At 46.9% G+C, this 19,296-nt stretch carries 15 protein-coding genes; 6 read left to right on the top strand and 9 right to left on the bottom strand.

Features of this window, described 5'->3' with window-relative positions; translation table 11 throughout:
• Nucleotides 1-7: 7 nt before the first annotated feature.
• The 6 genes from LZZ85_RS13490 to LZZ85_RS13465 form a co-directional block, all read right to left on the bottom strand.
• The gene (locus LZZ85_RS13490) at nucleotides 8-667 is read right to left on the bottom strand and encodes an aspartate/glutamate racemase family protein (RefSeq protein WP_237872542.1); all 660 of its coding nucleotides are present in this window, start codon (nucleotides 665-667) and stop codon (nucleotides 8-10) included.
• An 18-nt stretch (nucleotides 668-685) separates the two neighbouring features.
• A complete protein-coding gene (locus LZZ85_RS13485) occupies nucleotides 686-1,996 on the bottom strand; it encodes a four-carbon acid sugar kinase family protein (RefSeq protein WP_237872541.1) in 1,311 nt (436 codons plus the stop codon).
• Complete coding sequence (locus LZZ85_RS13480; protein WP_237872539.1) at nucleotides 1,993-3,240, bottom strand: ribulose-bisphosphate carboxylase large subunit family protein; 1,248 nt, start codon at nucleotides 3,238-3,240, stop codon at nucleotides 1,993-1,995. Before LZZ85_RS13480 ends, LZZ85_RS13485 begins: the two co-directional genes overlap by 4 nt.
• A gap of 200 nt (nucleotides 3,241-3,440) precedes the next feature.
• Nucleotides 3,441-5,003 (bottom strand): RagB/SusD family nutrient uptake outer membrane protein, encoded by a 1,563-nt coding sequence (locus LZZ85_RS13475; protein ID WP_237872537.1) that lies wholly within the window; start codon nucleotides 5,001-5,003, stop codon nucleotides 3,441-3,443.
• A gap of 3 nt (nucleotides 5,004-5,006) precedes the next feature.
• Nucleotides 5,007-8,123 (bottom strand): SusC/RagA family TonB-linked outer membrane protein, encoded by a 3,117-nt coding sequence (locus tag LZZ85_RS13470; protein WP_237872535.1) that lies wholly within the window; start codon nucleotides 8,121-8,123, stop codon nucleotides 5,007-5,009.
• Nucleotides 8,124-8,409: 286 nt separating this feature from the next.
• Entirely contained in the window at nucleotides 8,410-8,988 is a 579-nt protein-coding gene (locus tag LZZ85_RS13465; RefSeq protein ID WP_237872533.1) for a putative glycolipid-binding domain-containing protein, read from the bottom strand.
• A 170-nt stretch (nucleotides 8,989-9,158) separates the two neighbouring features.
• Here LZZ85_RS13465 and LZZ85_RS13460 point away from each other — a divergent pair, with 170 nt between their 5' ends.
• Nucleotides 9,159-10,400, top strand: coding sequence for a glycoside hydrolase family 27 protein (locus LZZ85_RS13460; protein ID WP_237872532.1), 1,242 nt, complete (start codon nucleotides 9,159-9,161; stop codon nucleotides 10,398-10,400).
• Nucleotides 10,401-10,439: 39 nt separating this feature from the next.
• On the opposite strand, the gene LZZ85_RS13455 is transcribed toward LZZ85_RS13460, so the two are convergent.
• Nucleotides 10,440-10,937 (bottom strand): DinB family protein, encoded by a 498-nt coding sequence (locus LZZ85_RS13455; protein WP_237872530.1) that lies wholly within the window; start codon nucleotides 10,935-10,937, stop codon nucleotides 10,440-10,442.
• Nucleotides 10,938-11,191: 254 nt separating this feature from the next.
• On the opposite strand from LZZ85_RS13455, the gene LZZ85_RS13450 reads away from it, so the two are divergent.
• From LZZ85_RS13450 to xth, 4 genes are all read left to right on the top strand, one after another.
• Nucleotides 11,192-12,496, top strand: a complete 1,305-nt coding sequence (locus LZZ85_RS13450) for a hypothetical protein (RefSeq protein ID WP_237872528.1) — start codon at nucleotides 11,192-11,194, stop codon at nucleotides 12,494-12,496.
• Between the two features lie 256 nt (nucleotides 12,497-12,752).
• The gene (locus LZZ85_RS13445) at nucleotides 12,753-13,463 is read left to right on the top strand and encodes an NUDIX hydrolase (protein WP_237872526.1); all 711 of its coding nucleotides are present in this window, start codon (nucleotides 12,753-12,755) and stop codon (nucleotides 13,461-13,463) included.
• Nucleotides 13,464-13,570: 107 nt separating this feature from the next.
• Entirely contained in the window at nucleotides 13,571-15,550 is a 1,980-nt protein-coding gene (locus LZZ85_RS13440; protein WP_237872524.1) for an alpha-L-arabinofuranosidase C-terminal domain-containing protein, read from the top strand.
• A gap of 100 nt (nucleotides 15,551-15,650) precedes the next feature.
• Nucleotides 15,651-16,427 carry an exodeoxyribonuclease III gene (gene xth / locus LZZ85_RS13435; protein ID WP_237872522.1) on the top strand — a complete coding sequence of 259 codons (777 nt, stop codon included), beginning with the start codon at nucleotides 15,651-15,653 and terminating at the stop codon, nucleotides 16,425-16,427.
• Nucleotides 16,428-16,478: 51 nt separating this feature from the next.
• Here the strand turns inward: xth and LZZ85_RS13430 are convergent, their stop codons facing one another.
• Nucleotides 16,479-16,676: a hypothetical protein gene (locus LZZ85_RS13430; RefSeq protein WP_237872521.1), complete on the bottom strand. Its 198-nt coding sequence runs from the start codon at nucleotides 16,674-16,676 to the stop codon at nucleotides 16,479-16,481.
• 251 nt (nucleotides 16,677-16,927) lie between these two features.
• Between LZZ85_RS13430 and LZZ85_RS13425 the strand changes: the two genes are divergently transcribed.
• Nucleotides 16,928-17,371 carry a hypothetical protein gene (locus LZZ85_RS13425; RefSeq protein WP_237872519.1) on the top strand — a complete coding sequence of 148 codons (444 nt, stop codon included), beginning with the start codon at nucleotides 16,928-16,930 and terminating at the stop codon, nucleotides 17,369-17,371.
• Between the two features lie 150 nt (nucleotides 17,372-17,521).
• Here the strand turns inward: LZZ85_RS13425 and LZZ85_RS13420 are convergent, their stop codons facing one another.
• On the bottom strand, nucleotides 17,522-19,195 hold the full coding sequence (locus LZZ85_RS13420) for a M1 family metallopeptidase (protein ID WP_237872517.1): 1,674 nt from the start codon (nucleotides 19,193-19,195) through the stop codon (nucleotides 17,522-17,524).
• Between the last annotated feature and the right edge of the window lie 101 nt (nucleotides 19,196-19,296).

The raw sequence follows: 19,296 nt of genomic DNA, 5'->3' as shown, positions 1-19,296 counted from the left end.
CAAACGGTTAAAGAATGGATGCGATGTGTTTTATGGCGATCGTCGGGCTGGCGAGAATGGGTACGCGCTTGTCTTTTTCATCCAGCGTATCCACTACCCGGGCCATTGAAGCCTGTGCCAGCAATATCACGTCCACTTCTTTTGATAGTTCTATCAACGCTTCACCAACTTTCTTATCATGTGTTGCGGCATCTCCACTCATCAACGCGTCAAATGCACCCTCGCAAAGCTTTGATAACAGGACGATCTCTTTGCCCGCAACCATTGCTCTTCTTCTGACAAGATCGCTGGTTGGCTGAAGTGTAGTTGAAAGTGTTGCGATGACTCCGATACGTTTTCCCGTTTGCACCGCTATATCTGCCATGGGCTGGTCAACTCTTAGTACAGGTACATTACTGAGGGTGGCTGCCGTTTCAACTGCCGGGCCGATAGACGAACAGGTGAACAGGATCAGGTCTGCGCCCGCTTCCTGTGCAGAATCAGCATAATTCACCACGCGTTTTGAGGTGGATGGTGTGAGTTCACCACAGGCGATCGTGTTCTTGATCAGGCTGTCATCAACAATGTTGAACACTTTCACCTGCGGAAGATATTTATTGCAAAGCTCCGCAAACACGGGGACGAGTGTAGCGGAAGTGTGAACGAGGCCGATGGTCTTCTGTGTCATTGTGTTTTTTTATAAAGATTATTTTTTACCACGAACGCATAGAGCGAAATAATCATCTGCTCCAACCTGCCCGCCTTTGAAATTTACTTCTAATCCGTCTATCGCTTTATTTGCAGAATATGCCCTGCACAACGGAGCTCCGCTTACAAGCGGAGCGATCATCGATACTGCATCAATTTCCATTGCCCTGGCGGCATAGCTGCTTGTGTCACCCCCTGCGATAATGATGCGTTTAGTTGCACCCGCTTCTGCTGCTGCTTTGGCGATCAGGCCAAGCGTTGATCCAAGTATCTTCGACGGCAGATTTTTTGCCTTCCGGGTACCGGTATGTACGAGTACATGCTTTCTGTCTTTCAAGAGATCATTTACCTGGTGAATCACTTTCTTCAGATCGATCGTACTGTCAATAGCGGCTGATGCATTCAGTTCCACTAATTGAAAGCCCGATCGTGTAGCGTATTCGATTTGCCCGGTAGTAATGGGTGAGCAACTTCCCGATACCACGAGCAGCGGATCCGCGATTCCCGGATCAGCCCATTGTTGTACCCGCCGCAGCTTTCCCGTGGCGTTCCAGTACTTCCCTAAAGCCATTTCGATACCTGAGGATCCGATGGAGAATAATGTTGATCTTTGCTGTGCCTGCTGCTCTAGCCATTCACCTGTTCTTTCAAGATCATCATCGCGCAATGCATCAAGCAGAACGAAGTCGCACTCTGCTGCAGTCGCCGGCATCCATTCCTTTACAGGGTTGGTCTGTTGTATAATATCGATGAGACAACCTCTGTTGCTGGTTTGTTTTTGCAAATGAAGAATAAGGTCGCTTTCGTCTGCCGGTGTGACGGGGTGATTCATCATGGATGGATGCCGGTCAAGCCTGTAGATGGTGCCATTGCTTCCGATCCCCATCCTTGCGAACAGATTTCCGAATACGCAGTATCTTCCCAGGGCAGGCATACCGCCGAGTACAGGGATTGGCTTGTCAGGAAACAGCTGCTGTGCAATGTCCATTGCTTTCCCAATACTTCCTGTGGCAGGTGATGAGTCGAAAGTGGAGCACACTTTGTAATGCACATGCTTTGCTCCGGTAGCTTTTAATTGTACTAAAGCGGGAAGCAATTCATCTTTCATTTCGGGCGTAGCCAATGATCGTGTAGCTCCGGCAATGCCGATCACATTCAACGATGGATACTGCGCCAGTTGCGCTGCCGTCGGAGGTTTTATGAACAGCATCGCTGTTGCGCCGGCATTGCTGATAAATTCCAGCGCATCAGTAGATCCGGTGAAATCATCTCCGTAGAAGGCTAATAGTATGTTTTTGTGTTGTATCAATTTTTCGTTCCGAATTTTTCAACTGCCTTTGCAAATTCTTTATACTGTGTAGCGGCCTGCTGCAGGGTCAGTCCATCTGTTGCAGCCTGCCAGGCTTGTTGCAGCGCTACTACACCGGCCTGCGGCCCCATAGGATGCGCCATAATGCCTCCACCCGCCATATAAAGCAGGTCGGTGGTCTGTGTACGTCTCCATGTTTCAAAAGCCTGTCCACCCCATTGGCCGGATGAAACGACCGGTAATATCGTTTTGTGATCAAACAGTTGTTGCTGACATGCTTTGATCGAATTGACCACGCTGTCATCTGTTTCCCAGAATTTATTCTGTATGCCATTAACGTGTAACTGATCCACACCGGCCAGTCGCCAGAATTGCTGGTATGCCTTGAATTCAATACCCAGCAGGGGGTGGCGCGTAAGCATTCCCCATCCGTTACGATGTGCATGGATAGCCAGTGCGCGCTGGTCACAGATCTTTTTAACGCCAGGGTATCCAATACTGTTGACGCTGAGCATCGCACAGGTGCCGCCGGCATTGACGATCTTTTCATAACGGCGGAGCATCTCATCAATCTCCCCGGTGATGTTGAAAGCGTACATTACCTTCTTTCCCGTTTTGTCTGCATGCCGGTTGATCACATTCATGATCGCGTCCACGCGGGATTCAAAAGGGGAATTGGCTGAGCTGGAAAGCAATTCGTCATCTTTGATAAAGTCGATTCCTGCTGTTGCAAGTGTACCGGCAAGCGAAGCGGTGTCTTCCGGTGTTAACCCGATCGAAGGTTTGATGATCGTGCCGATCAATGGCCGGTCTGTTACGGAAGTCAGTTCCCTGCAGCCATTTACTCCGAACGCAGGGCCTTTATAGTGTTTGCCGAACGATGCAGGCAGTTGGATATCCATCAATCGCAAACCTGTGAATTGGGTGATCTCGTAAAGGTTTCCCTGAAGCGTGGAGATCAGTACAGGGATATTGTACCCGGTATTTTCTATACTCCACGATACTTTTACATTGGCGCGTTGGAATCCGCGTCCTCTGTCAGTTGCTCCCGGGATGGCTGGTTGCGCAACGGTTTCCAGCAGCTCTACGCTTTCGACTTTTGCGGCAAAACGTTCTTTTAGTTCTTCTGTTTCGCCGGGCACAGATACGAACGTGCCGGAGGATTGTTCTCCGGCCAGCACTTTTGCCGCGTCTTCGGGATCAAAAGGTGTTTCTATATAATAGCTTGCTGTTATTCTTTCCATATTGATTTTTGTACTTGATTCTTCGGGCGGCTTGATGTCCTGAAGATCACGCCGATTTTAGTTCACGCTATCTGAAAGATCTATTGCTTTATTTATCTGTTAATGCGTTCCGCAGATTATGCAGATCTGCGTCCATTTTTGGACGCTAACCTGCGTAATCTGCGGGAACACTTTAGCCGGATTCAGTTAAATCCAATGGATCAATACCCGTCGTTCTGCCGAAGTTGCGGATTATTATCCAATTCGCTTTGCTGGAACGGTAGCAAATAGTTGGTCGTTGAAAACTTCAACGGAATATTTGCCGGTGTTACCAGTGTTGGTAGCTTGATGTGCGCGATATTCCATCTTTTGAGGTCATTATATCGCTGGCCCTCGAATGCAAATTCAACCCTGCGTTCGTGACGGATATAATCGCGCAGCAATTCTTTCGTGTTGTATTTTACGCGGTCAGTAGCAGGCATAGCGATCCCTGTTCTGCCTCTTACTGCATCAATGGCATTGTAAACTGATTCGTCCGGTCCGCTTACTTCATTCTTTGCTTCTGCAAACATCAGCAGGATATCTGCATAACGAATATGGATATAGTCCTGGTCCGTTAAGGTAGCTGTTGCGTTGGTGAACGGAGCTCTGCTAAGGTCAACATATTTCTGCACGAGGAAGCCTGTGAAGCTTGAGTAGCTACCTGTCCAGGCAACACTGGTGGATGGGTTCACCCATGTTTCACCCGGAACTTTTATCGATATATCCATTCTCGGGTCACGGTTTGCATAAGGCTGTGCCGGGTTGTAAAGTGGGGATTCGGTAATTGATTTCCCGTCGGTCATTTCGTAAGCATTTACCAGGTCCTGGTAAGGCTGCATCAGGGAGAACCAGCCGAGTTCGATATCCATTCCGCCGGCACCGGGGCTTGTACGCTGGGGTATTGACGGTCCGAGGTATTGGGTAGAGAACATGATCTCGGTGTTCACAGCGGCGTTGTTCTGCCCTGCGGTAGTGAACAAGGCGGCATAGTTAGTTGACAAAGCGAATTTTCCGGCGGCGCCGGTCATGATCTGCTGGCAAAGTGCAGCAGCTTCCGGCCAGCTTTGCATGGTAACGAGCACGCGGGCTTTCAATCCCTGCGCGCTTCCTCTTACGGCGTAGCCATTATATTTTTCATCAGGAAGATTTGCGATGGCAAAATCGAGATCAGCATTGATAAAAGTATACACCTGTTCTTTTGTGCTTTTTGCAATATTGGCTTCTGTGAGGGTAGCAGGGAAACGGTCATAGATCGGTACGCCGCCCCAGCCCTGTACAAGATCGAAGTAACAAAGTGCGCGGATAAATCTTACCTGTGCCCTGTAGGAGTTTTTCAAAGCGTCGGTGACAGGCGCTTTATCAATATTATCCAGGAAATAATTGCAGGAGGCAATTGCTCTGAAGGGAGAGCTGTACAAGTTGTTCAGTGCTCCGCCTGTTGTTGCAGAGATGCTGCCGGTGGTCATATTGGCCATCTGGGCCTGGTTGGTATTATCCCAGAGCCAGGCATTGTCAGATAATCCGTCCAGATATACTCTTTCATATCCGAGGAAGTTTTGTTGTAAACGGGTATATACACCAGCGAGTGCGCTGCGTGTGTCCGCTTCTGATGCCCAGAAAATTTCTGTACTAACAGCATCCGGCGGATTGCGGTCAAGAAAACCTTTGGTGCAGGCGGTCATTGTTCCGCATACCATTATACCGATCGTAACAGTTCTTATATTATAGACGATGTTTCTCATTGTTTAGAATTTAACGTTTACGCCTGCGTTGAAGATCTTAGCCTGTGGATACTGTGCGAAATTGCCGGTTGTGCTTGCGCGTTCAGGATCGGCACCTTCATATTTTGTCCAAGTGATCAGATTGTCTGCGGAAATAAATACAGACAGGTCTTTTGCCTTCATTCGTGAGATCCATGCTTTAGGGAGATTGTAGGAAAGGACCACATTCTTCAATCTCAGGTATGATGCGTCCATCAGGTAATAAGTAGAAGCAACATAGTTTGCAACACCGGCATATCCCGCTGTATAGATTGCCGGAATGGTATTGCTGCGGTTCTGTGGTGTCCATGCATCTCTCCATTTGGTCGTAGGTGGCGTGCCTTGCATGAACGGATCAATTCCCCAGTTATTTACACGGTTCTGTACGCCTTCCACGCCCTGGAAGAATGCACTGAGTGAAAACCCTTTGTAGTCTGCATTAAAACCGAATGAGTAGATATAGTCAGGATATGCGCCCTTTACAAAGGTCCGGTCAGCTGCATCAACACGACCATCGCCAGTGAGGTCTTTCATTTTCAGATCGCCGGCTTTTGGTGTTGGGTTAAGTGCGTGGACAGGAACACGTGGGTCATTGATGTCTTCTTCCTGAAAGATGCCATCCCAGATGTACAGGTAATGGCCATCGTATTCATAATCTACCTGCCGGATCGAAGATCCAAGGCTTGGAACCCTGATATCCGTTACACGGTTTTTTGCTGTGGATAGTTGTCCGAACACACCATAAGAAAACTCTCCGATATTATTTCGGTGGCGAACCTCGATCTCGATACCGCGACTGCGCAGTTTGCCATTATTGGTAGTAGGAGACGCCAGTCCCAGGCTCAATGGTACGGGTTGGGAGGCTAGGATGTCGTAAGACGATTTGGTGAACCAGTCGAAGGTGGCACTGAATAATCCTTTTTTGATATCGACATCAAAACCGAAGTCGACTACGCGTGTAGATTCCCAACGGATACTCTGATCGCGATAGCTGTTCAGCACCGCTCCCTGAGTGAGGCCGCTGTTGCCAAACGGATAGTTGATGTTGGCGATAGTGAGTGTGTTCTGATAAGCATAGGTCGCAATGTCCTGATTGCCGAGTGTACCATAAGAACCACGCAGTTTAAGAGAGCTCAACCAGTCGATGTTTTCCATAAAGCTTTCTCTTGTCACCAGCCAGCCTGCGGAAACAGACGGGAAGAAGCCCCATCGATAGTCTGGTGAAACTTTTGACGTACCGTCATAACGCATATTCACTTCCAGTAAATACTTACCATCATAATCATAGTTGATGCGGCTGAATCCGGATTGCATGCCCCATTCTGAAGGGCCGGCGAGGGAAGGAAGGCGGGGATGTGTGAAATTGATCGCTTCGCCAGCGGCGGTATAGCCAGCAAGTTCTGTCAGGGCTGGTGATACGGTATTGATCCTTCTTCCGCGCAATGTCTGGTAGCGGTTATATAATTGTTCAAAACCTACCAGCCCTTTGATGTTGTGATTGCCAATACGGTTCTCATAGGTGACCGTACTGTAAATTGTAGGATTTAATGTTTTTGCATACTGATCTGTCACCCCAACTATATCCGGTCCGAATGTTGACATCCGGTTGTAGTTGGTTGCAGGATTGATCTCGTTCAGCAGGTAAGCTTCATATGGATGCTGATACATTTTATAATATTCATCCACATAGTTGATCGCAGCTTTTGATGACCAGGTGAATTTTTTCAGGAATTTGATATCGATGTATGCCTGACCATTGAAGTTGTATTCCTTCATGTTCTGATAGCCCATTGCATATGCTTCCTGCGGGTTCCTGTTCCTTCCTTCTGCTTCATATCCGCGTGACACGATCCTGCCGCTGCCATCAGGTAGAAATGGCCCGTAAAGCGGACCTGCAGCATACACCAGCAATGCCATATTTTCACCGGTGAAGGGCGGTTCTTTGCGGTCTTTATACGTGAGGTTCACGATAGATCCGACGGTTACGGCCTTGCTGAGTTTAGTAGAGTAGTTGAGTAACGCGTTATAGCGTTTGAATTTATATTCATCGAGCATCGCATCCTGGTTGAGGTATCCTACCGAAAGATTATAGGTGCTCTTGTCTGTTCCCCCTGAAATGGAAATATTGTGATTGGTTACCAGTGCGGGTTTGAAATAGTAGTCTGTTGCACTGAAGTTGGGATACCGGTTCGGATCTGTACCGCTTGCATACCGGTCGATATCTGCCTGCGGATAACGGAATGCAACACCAGAGCGGGCTGCAGCCGTGTTGAACATCGTCATGTATTCCGCTGACCCCGAAATGAAATCAGGCAGGTCTGTTGGTGAATGACGGCCAATATTCAGACGGTAGCTGATCGTTGGTGTGCCTGTTCTTCCTTTTTTTGTTGTGACAAGGATCACCCCGTTTGCCGCACGGGCGCCATATATGGAGGCTGATGCGGCGTCCTTTAATACAGTTACGTTCTCTATATCGTCAGGGGAGAGGTTGTTGAAAGAGCCTGTTACTCCATCGATCAGCACAAGTGGCGCCGTATTACCGCCAAACGAGCCACGGCCGCGGATCAGAAAGTTGGGGTTGTCTCTTCCTGGTTCGCCGGATGGTTGGGTAACCTGAAGGCCAGTGATACGCCCCTGTAATAACGTAGCGGCGTTCGGAGCCGGTCGCTGGGTCAGCGTATTCCCGGATACCGTGGCTACGGCGCCTGTCAGGTTCGCTTTGCGTTGCGTGCCATATCCGACCACTACAACATCTTCCAGTGCTTTGGCGTCTGCTTTCAGCTGAACGGAAATATTAGTTTGTCCGGCAATATTCACTTCCTGCGTAGTATGACCCACATAGGAGAATATCAGCACCGTTTCATTGTCTGCCACATCTATGCTGAAACTTCCGTCCTGTCCGGTTGTGACGGTCTTGCCTGATCCCTTAGCGGATACATTCACGCCCACGAGTGCTTCGCCGCTTTCACCGGTGACCTTACCAGTGATCAACTGGTAGGCTGATCTGTTGTAGTTAAAATCGGGAATATCATAAATAGGAGTAGCCATTACCGGGCCGGACAATACGAGTCCTATCCCGATGGCGAGCATGTTTGATTTCATATGCCAATCGTTGAGTTTAGGTTAATAACCTCATGCAGTGAAGTGCAGCATTGTTATACATGATAAACTTACCATTGACAGGAGCGGTAAACAATGTTCTTAATTACTGAATTGATGGAAGATTTTACTAAGAGTAAATGGTGTTTTTCTTCAGCATTCACGGAGAAGGCGTAGTGCAAAAGGAGCAAGGGGATCGCGAAGAGTATAAAGTATACCTGATCAAAGTCTGGTCCTTTATGTCCGTTGCGTTACTAAGGTCAATAATGAAGCTGTAAGCAGCGAATAGTTATAGTATGTTATATTGAGAAGTTGATATGGCCGTTCGGTTGAATAATCCGGGATATTCAATAACCAATCCCTGCTTATCCACGGTTATGTCTGCATTGAAGTTGTTGGGGATGTTTTCATAATGATAAATGTTCTCCGAGATCTTCCGGTATAATTGTTTTACAGGCTTTACATCCCAATTCAGCAGATCAAAGTAGATAACGGAGATGATGCGATCTTCTCCTTCGCGCATGTTCAGGCGGTTAATGGGTAATGTATTGGTGAAGGGAGTTAATGCAATGTCGACATCGATACAACCCGTAAAGGTGTAAGCTTTTTCATTGTTCATGATCCAGTCGTCTTCTTTGTTCCTGGTCAAAAGGATCTGCTGCTCCTGATCACTATGTCTGGCTTTGATGCTTACCTCCTTTGTTTCCCATTTGTTATTGACCGTTATGGCATAATCGATTTTATAGATCTTGCCTTCGTATAATCCGATAATGGTTGATACGATAGCTGTTTCCCCCTTGCCCCCATTGATCAGACAGTTTTCAATGGAATGATATTCGAGACCGGCCCAGACAATATTGGTTTGCATAAAGGGTTTTCTCCTTTTTTGCCAAAATTATACCAGTAATGATACGTACCTTTTTATGCCGGAACGGATTTTCTCCTGAAGAGTATAAAAAGTACTTGCATAAGGTAAATAAGTATCAGAAAGGGAATCCTGTACGACTTATTTTTGAAAAGAAGATCTTACTATACGCCATGAAAAAAATACTCTTTTTAGCTACGGTCATTTTGTGTTCATCTTTTATTTTCGGCCAGGGAAATAACTATGTGCAGGATTATACAAAGTTTCAGGGGCTCGCGCTTACGCCTCCTATGGGGTGGAACAGCTGGAACAAGTTTGCCTGCAATGTGGATGAAGCAATGATCAGGCAGCAGGCTGACGCAATGGTTTCCTCCGGTATGCGGGATGCCGGGTATGAATACATCAATATAGATGATTGCTGGCATGGCGGCCGCGACAGCCTCGGGTTTATTTTTCCTGATGCAAAAAGATTTCCTTCCGGGATAAAGGTCCTGGCGGATTATGTTCATTCAAAGGGGCTGAAGCTTGGGATATATTCTGATGCAGGTTCTCAAACCTGCGGAGGCAGACCGGGTAGCCGGGGATATGAATTTCAGGATGCATTGAAATATGCTGAGTGGGGAATTGATTACCTGAAGTATGATTGGTGTAATACCGAAGGATTGAAAGCTGAAGGGGCTTATAAAACCATCACGGCGGCATTGAAGAAGGCCGGCCGGCCAATGGTTCTCAGCATTTGCGAATGGGGCACAGACGCGCCCTGGAAATGGGCTCAGAATGTTGGACATCTCTGGAGAACTACCGGTGATATCTATAATTGCTTCGACTGTGTGAAAGATCATGGCACCTGGAAAGCCTGGGGAGTGATGCAGATACTTGACAAGCAGGCTGGTCTCCGGCAATATGCAGGACCCGGTCACTGGAATGATCCGGATATGCTGGAAGTGGGCAATGGTCAGCTTACACCGGCAGAGGATCGTGCACATTTTTCCATGTGGGCCATGCTTGCCGCCCCTTTAATCGCAGGTAATGATCTGCGGAATATGGATGAGCAAACGATCGGGGTATTAACCAATAAGGAGGTGATCGCTATTAATCAGGATCCACTCGGAATACAGGGATTCAGGTACTCAATAAAAGATAGCGTCGAAACGTGGTTGAAGCCGTTGAATGGCGGTGATTGGGGCGTTGTATTTTTGAATCGTAATAAAGGAAAAACGATTTCAGTTAACCATAATTGGCAGGAGAAAGTTATCGTAGATTCTGTCGCTGACAGAACACTGGATACAAGGAAAATAAATTACTCGGTTTTCGATTGCTGGAAAAAGATTTCTCTGGGTAATACCAGCACTCCATTGAAGATCTCCATTCCGCCACATGATGTAATGGTGGTAAGGTTGAAAGCTATGCGCTAAATGAGCTTAGCGCATAGCGATGTATAAAGTTAGCCATCACTACTGCAAACCCATTGCGGTCTTCTCAGGTGTTTTTACTGAGAGTATCAGTTGCTTGATCGCCCCTAGATGATAGGATGCATGTGGCAGTAAAGCCAGCGTACCTTTAAGCAGCATGGGCTCCGACCAGTCTTTTACATTGTTAATCGTCGTTACCAGACGTTCATAAGATGCCGCCAGTTCATCCTGTAATATTTCCCATTCCTCATCATTGACGGAGAAGCGCGTCCAGCTATCATCCCAATTCCATCCTTCAGGGATCTTTCCTTTATAGAACTCAAACGCATAATCCAGACTCCATTTAAGATGCCCGGTATGTGCGGCAATGGTGGTGCCGCCATCATGAGAAGGTGTCGATGCATCGCTTGCAGACACTGTTTTGATAGCGGAGATCACTCCATGGCCGGGATCTCTGTCTATTACAAATGTATCTTTTCCTTCGCCGCCTATATAGATCTCGCGCAATAGCCCGAGGAAAGGTTGAATGGTAGGTTCCATAAGTTTTTACGGAAGAGGAGCAACTAACATACCAAAGCTGTAATACTCCTTTCCGGCAATTCATTCGGCTTCTGTGTTGATTCAGTGCATCAATCATTCTGCTCAGGTCTGTAACGTAATAGTTTAGCGCTGCCATTGATGCCTGACGAGGTAAAAAATATCATGGCAATTTTTTACACAAACAAAATAAAGATGCTGCCAGTCGGGGATACCCGCAATGATCGTGTCTTTCATTAATCATTAAACCGACAATTATGAAAAAGATCTTTTACACACTTGCGCTCATACTAAGTGTATTAACATCCTGTAAAAAAGATAAGCCTGAAGAAGATCCGGAAGGGCCACCGCCAGGTGAGCTTTCCCAGAAACTGAAACTTCCTTTGGGCGCTCCTGTCGGCAGCGCTGTTCAGAAAGAAATAGGTGCCGCAGGTGGTGTGATTCAAAGCCCGGATGGTGTTATTAAGATCACAGTGCCGGCCGGTGCCGTGGATGTCCCTACAGCCTTTAGTGTTCAGGAAGTAACAAATACACTGGAAACAAGGGCAAGATCATACCGGCTGCGCCCGGAAGGTGTAAATTTCAAAAAGCCTTTGACAGTCACTTACCGCTATGCGGGGATTGACATTGGCAGCATTGATCCCAGGATGCTTTTTCTTGCCTTTCAGGATAAGGATGGATACTATTATTCCGCAAACAAAACAAAAGGGGATCTCAATAATCATACACTGACCGTCGAAACCACGCATTTCAGTGACTGGACATTTTATTCCCGTTATGACCTTAATATTGACGGAGGAAGGAAAGAAGGTGGTAGGGTTTTTCTCAGGGAAAGTGAGAAGGTCAAAGTGAATGTATACGTTTCGCCAAAGTCAGAGGGTGAGGATGATATAGACGAGTTGTTGTCTCCTTTGTATGATCCCGTAATGAGTTCGGTTCAATGGGATTTTTCTCCAAAGAAGGGTTCTTTGCAAATAAGTGTCGATAGGATTGCATCGTATCAGGCTCCTGCAAAGATCAGCAGAACGGAAGAGATCGTTATTACCGCAACGCTTACAGGAGACATAGGAAAAGATAACCAGGGAAATCCTGTAAGACTGATGCAACTTGTGCAACCGGTTGTTCTGGAGAATGATGACTATTTTATACTCAGTGAAGACGGGGAGGAGATGGTAGCAGCTGATTTTAGTGCAACGCTTATTGAAGGAATGGGAGTGCAGCTTTCGGCGAGATTTCCCAATGGGTATAATCTTTCTGCTTATACGTACGGATCTGCAGTTGCAAGTTATCCATATAATATGCATGGCGTAGCAGGGAGTGCAACATTGGAGCTGGTAGGGCAGGATCAGCGGTCATTTATTGTATACAGAGCTGAAGATTGTTTCAATGGTAACGGACAGGCAATTTTCTCGCCGGGCGCTTTTGTACTGAAATCAGTAGGCCATACAGCCGGCAAATACTTTGAAGGTGAATTTACGTGTACCATGTTCAGGTTTGATTTCTGCAACAGCACGGTGAAGAAATCAATTTCGGGAAGGTTCAAGATCAGAAAGCAGGGATGAGTTGATGGAGGGAGTGGGAGGGGGGAGGTGATAAGTTTAAAAGTTTAATAGTTTAATAGTTTAAGAGTTTATGCTTGCCACCCAGTTGATCTCTTTCGTTTGGAGGGGTGAGATTGCCGGGGCGAGGGCACTCCCTGTCCGGCAACTCTTTAGCATTAAACTCTTAAACTATTAAACTTTCAAATTTATCAACCTCCCAAACCTCTTCCACAATAGTCCGCTACAAACAGTAAATTGCATGCTTCAAACTCAACGCATGAGGCATTATTCCAGGCAGTCCCGTTTCCTGCTGGCTGTAGATTGTATTATTTTTGGCTATGACGGCCAGGAGCTCAAATTGCTGGTGATCCAGCGCGGCTTTCAGCCATGGAAAGGAGAATGGAGCCTGATCGGCGGATTTGTACAACAGGAGGAAACCTCGGAGGAAGCTGCCCGGCGTGTATTGAAAAATCTTACCGGCATCGATATGCCATATATGGAGCAGCTGCATACATTCAGCCGTACCGATCGTGATAGCGAGGAACGTACGGTATCCATTGCCTACTTTGCCTTGCTTGATCTGCAGAAATACAAGCAGCAACTTAGCGAAGACTTCCATCCGGCATGGTTCCCGATCAATCACCTGCCGCACCTGATATTTGATCATAATGAAATGGTTGAACTGGCTAAAGAAAAACTGCGCTATAAAGCGGCGCTTCATCCGTTGTTGTTTGAATTGCTGCCCGCTAAATTCACCATCCCTCAATTGCAGCATCTCTACGAAAGTGTTTACAACGCGAAATTTGATAAAGGCAATTTCAACAGGAAGATCCTGTCGACAGATCTTCTTACAAGATTACCCGATAAGGATAAGCTGAATTCGAAAAAGGGGGCGTTTTATTATAAGGTGAATGCAAAAACGTATAAGGCGAATTTTCATTCGTTTATGAATCTTGTACCTGACCCGGGGAAGATCACCGGTAAATGATCGACGGAGGTAACAATAGCGCGGATCTCACCGGTTGACGGGTATTAAATGTTTTGTTGACAATTAAATAATCCCTTTCTTTACGTCATCGTTAAATTCGATTGCTTATGAATTTATTTGCAGCAAAACGCATAGTTCTGGCAGCTATCGCAACTTCACTTTATTGCCTTCCGGCAAATTCCCAGGATATCATTGTAAAGGCAAACCGCCCGGTGGCCACCATTCAACCGCATATGTGGGGGATCTTCTTTGAGGATATCAATATGGGCGCTGATGGTGGTATTTATGCTGAACTGGTGAAGAATCGTTCCTTTGAATTTTTCAAGCCGCTGATGGGATGGAAAGTGCAGGGTAAGAAAGTAAAGGAAGGAGATGTGACCGTCCTTCACCAGGAAAAGGAAAAGCCTTCAAATCCCCGGTTTCTCCGACTGAAACCAAAGCAGGCCGTGGTGGGTGATATGGGTTTGCTCAATGAAGGTTTCCGCGGAATGGGCGTTAAGAAAGGGCTTCGGTATGATTTTTCTTTACAATACAGGCTGACAGGAACCGCAAAGCTTCACGTGATACTGGAAGATTCGTCTTCAGAAGTGCTTGGCCGCGCGGAGCTCCCACTCACTACTTCGGCTGCGTGGTCAACCAAAGGCATTTCATTTGAGTCAAGCGCTACAGTATTAAAGGCGCGCCTGAAGATCTGGGTAGAAGGAGATGGTGTGCTGGATATGGATATGGTTTCTTTATTTCCAACTGATACCTGGAAGTCGCGGCCCGGCGGTATGCGTTCCGACATGATCCAGTGGCTTGCTGACATGAAGCCAGGTTTTGTGCGATTCCCGGGAGGCTGTATCGTGGAAGGGTTTGACCTGGCCAACCGATATCGCTGGAAGAACACTATCGGTCCGGTTGATCAGCGTCAGCTGATCATGAACCGCTGGAATATCGAATTTGCGCACAGGCTTACGCCGGATTATTTTCAGTCATTCGGGCTAGGCTTCTTTGAATACTTCCAGCTTTCTGAAGATATAGGTGCAGAACCGTTACCGATCGTCAACTGCGGTATGGCCTGTCAATACAATTCCGCCGAGTTCGCCTCTCTGGATGAACTTGATCCGTATATCCAGGATGCGCTGGATCTGATCGAGTTTGCCAACGGTGATGTAACAACAGTATGGGGAAAAGTGCGTGCTGACATGGGACATCCAGCTCCGTTCAACCTGAAGATGATGGGTATTGGAAATGAGAACTGGGGACCGCAATATATCGAACGCCTGAAACTATTTACGGATGCTATCCTGAAAAAATATCCTGGTTTTAAGATCGTGAACAGTTCGGGAACTGATCCGGAAGGAGAGCGGTTCAATTATCTCGATAAGGAACTGCGCAATATGAATGCATCGATCATTGATGAACATTATTACCGGAGGCCTGAATGGTTCCTGCAGAATGCAAGTCGCTATGATCAGTACCCGCGTGAAGGATCTAAGATCTTTGCGGGTGAATATGCTGCGCAGACCGATCGTGGAGCGAGCCCGAATAATACGAACAACTGGCGTGGCGCAATAGCGGAAGCGGCATTCATGACTGGCCTTGAACGGAATGCCGGTGTGGTGGAAATGGCGTCGTATGCGCCCCTGTTCGCACATGCGGAAGGCTGGCAATGGAAGCCGGATCTGATCTGGGTAAACAACCTCCAGTCGTACGGCACGCCAAATTATTATGTGCAAAAGCTATTTGCAACCAATAAAGGCACCCATGTGCTGTCGATCCTTTTCAACAACGAGACGCTTGCCGGAAAAGACAGTCTTTATGCAAGTGCGGCGCTGGATTCAATTGCGGGTGAAGTGGTGATCAAGCTGGTGAACGTATCTTCCCGGTCAGTGATAAAGCCGATTGTGTTGGAGGGTGTAAAGAAGGTGGATCAAAGGGGAAAACTGATCCTGTTGCGGCATGATGTTCCTGAGGCGGAAAACTCTTTTGAGCAGCCATTGAACGTTGCTCCGGCAGAGAAAGAAATAAAGATCACCGGTAAGAAGATCCAGTTTGAAATGCCTGCACGATCATTTTCTGTGCTCCGGATCAAAGTCAGATAGGGTATTATCATATTTCATTGCTTTTAAACCAGCTGTTTTCGTTTTCTATGGGAATGCGATACAGCTGGTTCGCATTTTGATAGTATTCAGGAAAAGCATTATGAAGATCGCCAGTTATAATGTCAATGGGATCAATGGCAGGCTGCCTGTGTTGCTTCGCTGGCTCAAAGAAGCAAAGCCAGCTATCGTGTGCCTGCAGGAATTAAAAACGACTTCAGATAAATTTCCATTGAACGCGATCAATGCCGCCGGCTATTCCGCCATCTGGCATGGTCAGAAAAGCTGGAATGGTGTTGCCATCCTTTCACGGAAAGAGCCTCTGAATGAAACGCGGCGCTCACTGCCCGGCGACCGGACAGATACGAATAGCCGGTACATCGAAGCCATTGCGCATCAGATCGTGATCGGGTGTATCTATCTTCCCAATGGAAATCCTTATCCGGGACCAAAGTTCGATTACAAACTGAAATGGTTCAAACGGCTATCCGCACATGCAAAAAAGCTGTTGGCGCATGATGTGCCGGTAATGCTTGTGGGCGATTATAATGTAATGCCCACGGAGCTGGATGTTTATAAGCCGGAGAAGTACATTGATGATGCATTATTCCGCAAGGAAACAAGGGCGGCATATCAACGACTGCTGAAGCAGGGTTGGACGGATGCGATCCGTTACAAATACCCCGATAAGAGGATCTATACCTTCTGGGATTATCTTCGCAATGCCTGGGGGCGTGATGCCGGTCTGCGTCTTGATCATTTTCTGTTAAGTCCGCAATTGATCAGCCGGCTGAAGGCTGTGGGTGTAGATAAACATGTTCGTGGCTGGGATAAAACCAGTGATCATGCTCCGGTTTGGATAGAGCTGAAGACGAAATAGTCGTCTCAAGGCCGATCTGGTATTGAGACGAAATAGTATGATCCCAGTTGTTCAGGCCATTGCCGATGAAGCCCTGTTCAGTTCGCGTTCCTGCCTCAGGCGTTTCAGATAGCGCTGCTTTACACTGTACCGGTCTTTTACGATCTCCATTTTCTTGATCACGTACAATAAGGTATACATGGGCAGCATTAGGAGCAATGCCAGTGTAATGACCAGTTTGTTTCCTGCTTTGGTAAGAAATTTGCTCATGGGTATCCACACTTTTTTATAGGGTTGGCAAGCATGGTACACTAATTTACAACGCTCTTTTGTGGAAAACTTCAACACCTGTCATTCGCAACATTAATTTAACCCGGAATGGTGATAAGCAGTGTACCAGTATGAACAGAATGTGAATCTTGTGTTGTTTTATGTGCATACTAACATGATAGTAACGTTGGCGTAACAATTCGGTAATGCGTCATCGATGTTGCGGCCCCGGTTTTGCACATCTTATAGCCATGGAAAAAGCATATATACTCTTCAATGGAATTCAATACTCTTTTGAGGTCGTGGAAGCCGGGATCAGCTGGGCTTTGCAAAGTAAGGTCAGGCTTGTTGCCCTCTTTGTTCATGCAGCTGATGCGCCAAAAGAAGGATACATCTTTCCAAGCGATCTTGACGCTGCGGAAAGTTTTAACACAACCGGGGATGCCAGTTCAAGTCATCTCGCGATCATTCAAAGTAATATGAAAATGCTGCTTAATGAAGCCCGCAGGCATGATGTATTACTGGAGGCAAAGGAGCTTGTCGATCCGGAGGATGATGACCTGCTGGCCGAGCTCGCCGATGCAACCATGCTCTTCGCAAGTAGCAAAATTGAAGAGCAGGGAGTGCTGACTGTTGATTCGGTCGACTGGCAACGGTTGTTACATGAACATCCCTCCAAAGTGCTCAACTGGTGAAGAGCATTATCCCGGTGTGCCGGCGCTTGAAATTTAGACGACTTCTTACCGTCGATTCCGTGTTACCGATAAAATAAACGGGTAAAAGCGGAAGGGACGACAAGAAGTCGTACTGGTATTCTTGTCTGTTTATATTGTTCTGATCAGGGATTATTCTTTTACCTGAACGGGTTTTACATAGAACATGTTCTCTATGTTTTCCGAAGTAATTAACGAGGCCTGACCTGTTTTCAGTTTTACGGTTTTCCACTGGTCTGTCGGTAAAAGCCTGAGCTCGTCTTTTCCATTTGTCAATGTAATTGGAAGGTTGAAACCTGCAATGCAATTGGTATAACGTAAGCGGACAGTTTCCTTGTTGGGAGCGACAATGAATTCCAGTGTTGGGATCTGTGTTGTGCGCAGGTACTGATCGAATACTTTTGCATAATTGAACTTCGCCGTTTTAGAAACGTAGTTCTCCACTTGCTTTGAGGTTACTGTTTGATGATAGAATGTGCTGTTCAACCCTCTCAGGATCTTTCTGAACAATGTATCATCGTTCAGTCCGTGACGGATCGAATGGATCATATTTCCTGCTTTGGGATACATGTCGCCGCTTCCCTGGGCATTGACATTGTATTCAGGAATGATATTCTTATCGTTGCGGATCCCTCTGCGGGTTCCCTTGTTATAAGCATCTCCCGATTCCTTGCCGAAGACATAGTCAACAAAGATGGTTTCGCTGTAATTGGTAAAACCTTCATGGACCCACATGTCCGCGAGATCTTTTGTAGTAATGTTGTTGCCGAACCATTCGTGTCCGCTTTCATGAATGATAATGAAATCCCATTTCATCCCGATGCCGGTGCCGCTTCCGTCCCGGCCACGATAACCCGGTTTGTACCAGTTGCCGTAGGAAACCGCACTCTGATGTTCCATGCCAGTGTGGGAGGTTTCTATAAGCTGATAGCCATCTTCATAAAAAGGATAGGGGCCGAACCAGAATTCAAAGGCATTGAGCATGTTGTGTACTTCTTTAGGCATATATGATCTTGCAATGTCAAGATTGTAATCAAGCGCCCAATAATTGATGTCGAGGTTTCCCTTTTCCCCTTTATATGTTTCTTTGAAGTTGGCGTATTTGCCGATATATGGGATGATGCAATAGGTGCTGATCGGGTTGGTTACAGCGTAGGTGTAAGTCGCAGTGCCGTCACTATTCTGCTTTTTGCTTTGCAATCTTCCGTTGCCGATGGCTGTGAGTGTGTCGGGAACGGTCATCGTCAGGCTAGCGCCTTTATCAGGCTCATCGCTCTGGTGGTCTTTGCAAGGAAACCAGACAGAGGCTCCGAGGCCCTGGCAGGCAACGGTCATCCATGGCCGCCCCAGTGAATCTGTTGCCCAGATCCAGCCGCCATCCCAGGGCGCGCGCTTTGCTTCATGCACTTTACCCTGATAGAAAACGGCCAGAGCATGCTCGCTATTCTTTTGTTGAGATGGCACATCGACATGCCATGCATTACCATCTTTTGTGAAATTGACCTTTTGCTTTTTATCGAGTAAAATGCTGTCTATGATCAAAGGCTCCTGCAGGTCCAGCTGCAGACGATTGACGGTCTGCTTTCCCGTGACTTTGTAGGTGATCACGCTTGTTGCCGCAATCGTTTTGGACGGATAATCCGGGCGCACGCTAAGATCATACCGCTGTACGTCCCACCATGATCTTTCTTCATTGATCGTTCCTCTTAACGTATCGGCACGCGTAAAGGCTTTTGACTGCTGTGCCGGACAAGCTGAACTGAGCAGTAAACTCACTGCAGCGGCTGATAGAAACCTTGTTTTCATAATGCTTCCTGATGAGTTGTTTTATGTTCCGGAACCCTGACAGCTCCGGTAATGATCGTCAAGGTATTGAAAAGATGATCTTGTTTTTTACGTTGGTTAAT

Source organism: Terrimonas ginsenosidimutans (assembly GCF_022012415.1).
In the GTDB taxonomy this organism is placed as follows: domain Bacteria; phylum Bacteroidota; class Bacteroidia; order Chitinophagales; family Chitinophagaceae; genus Terrimonas_A; species Terrimonas_A ginsenosidimutans.
The sequence above is the reverse complement of the archived record's forward strand: the minus strand, read 5'-3'. Positions and strand labels throughout refer to the sequence as shown.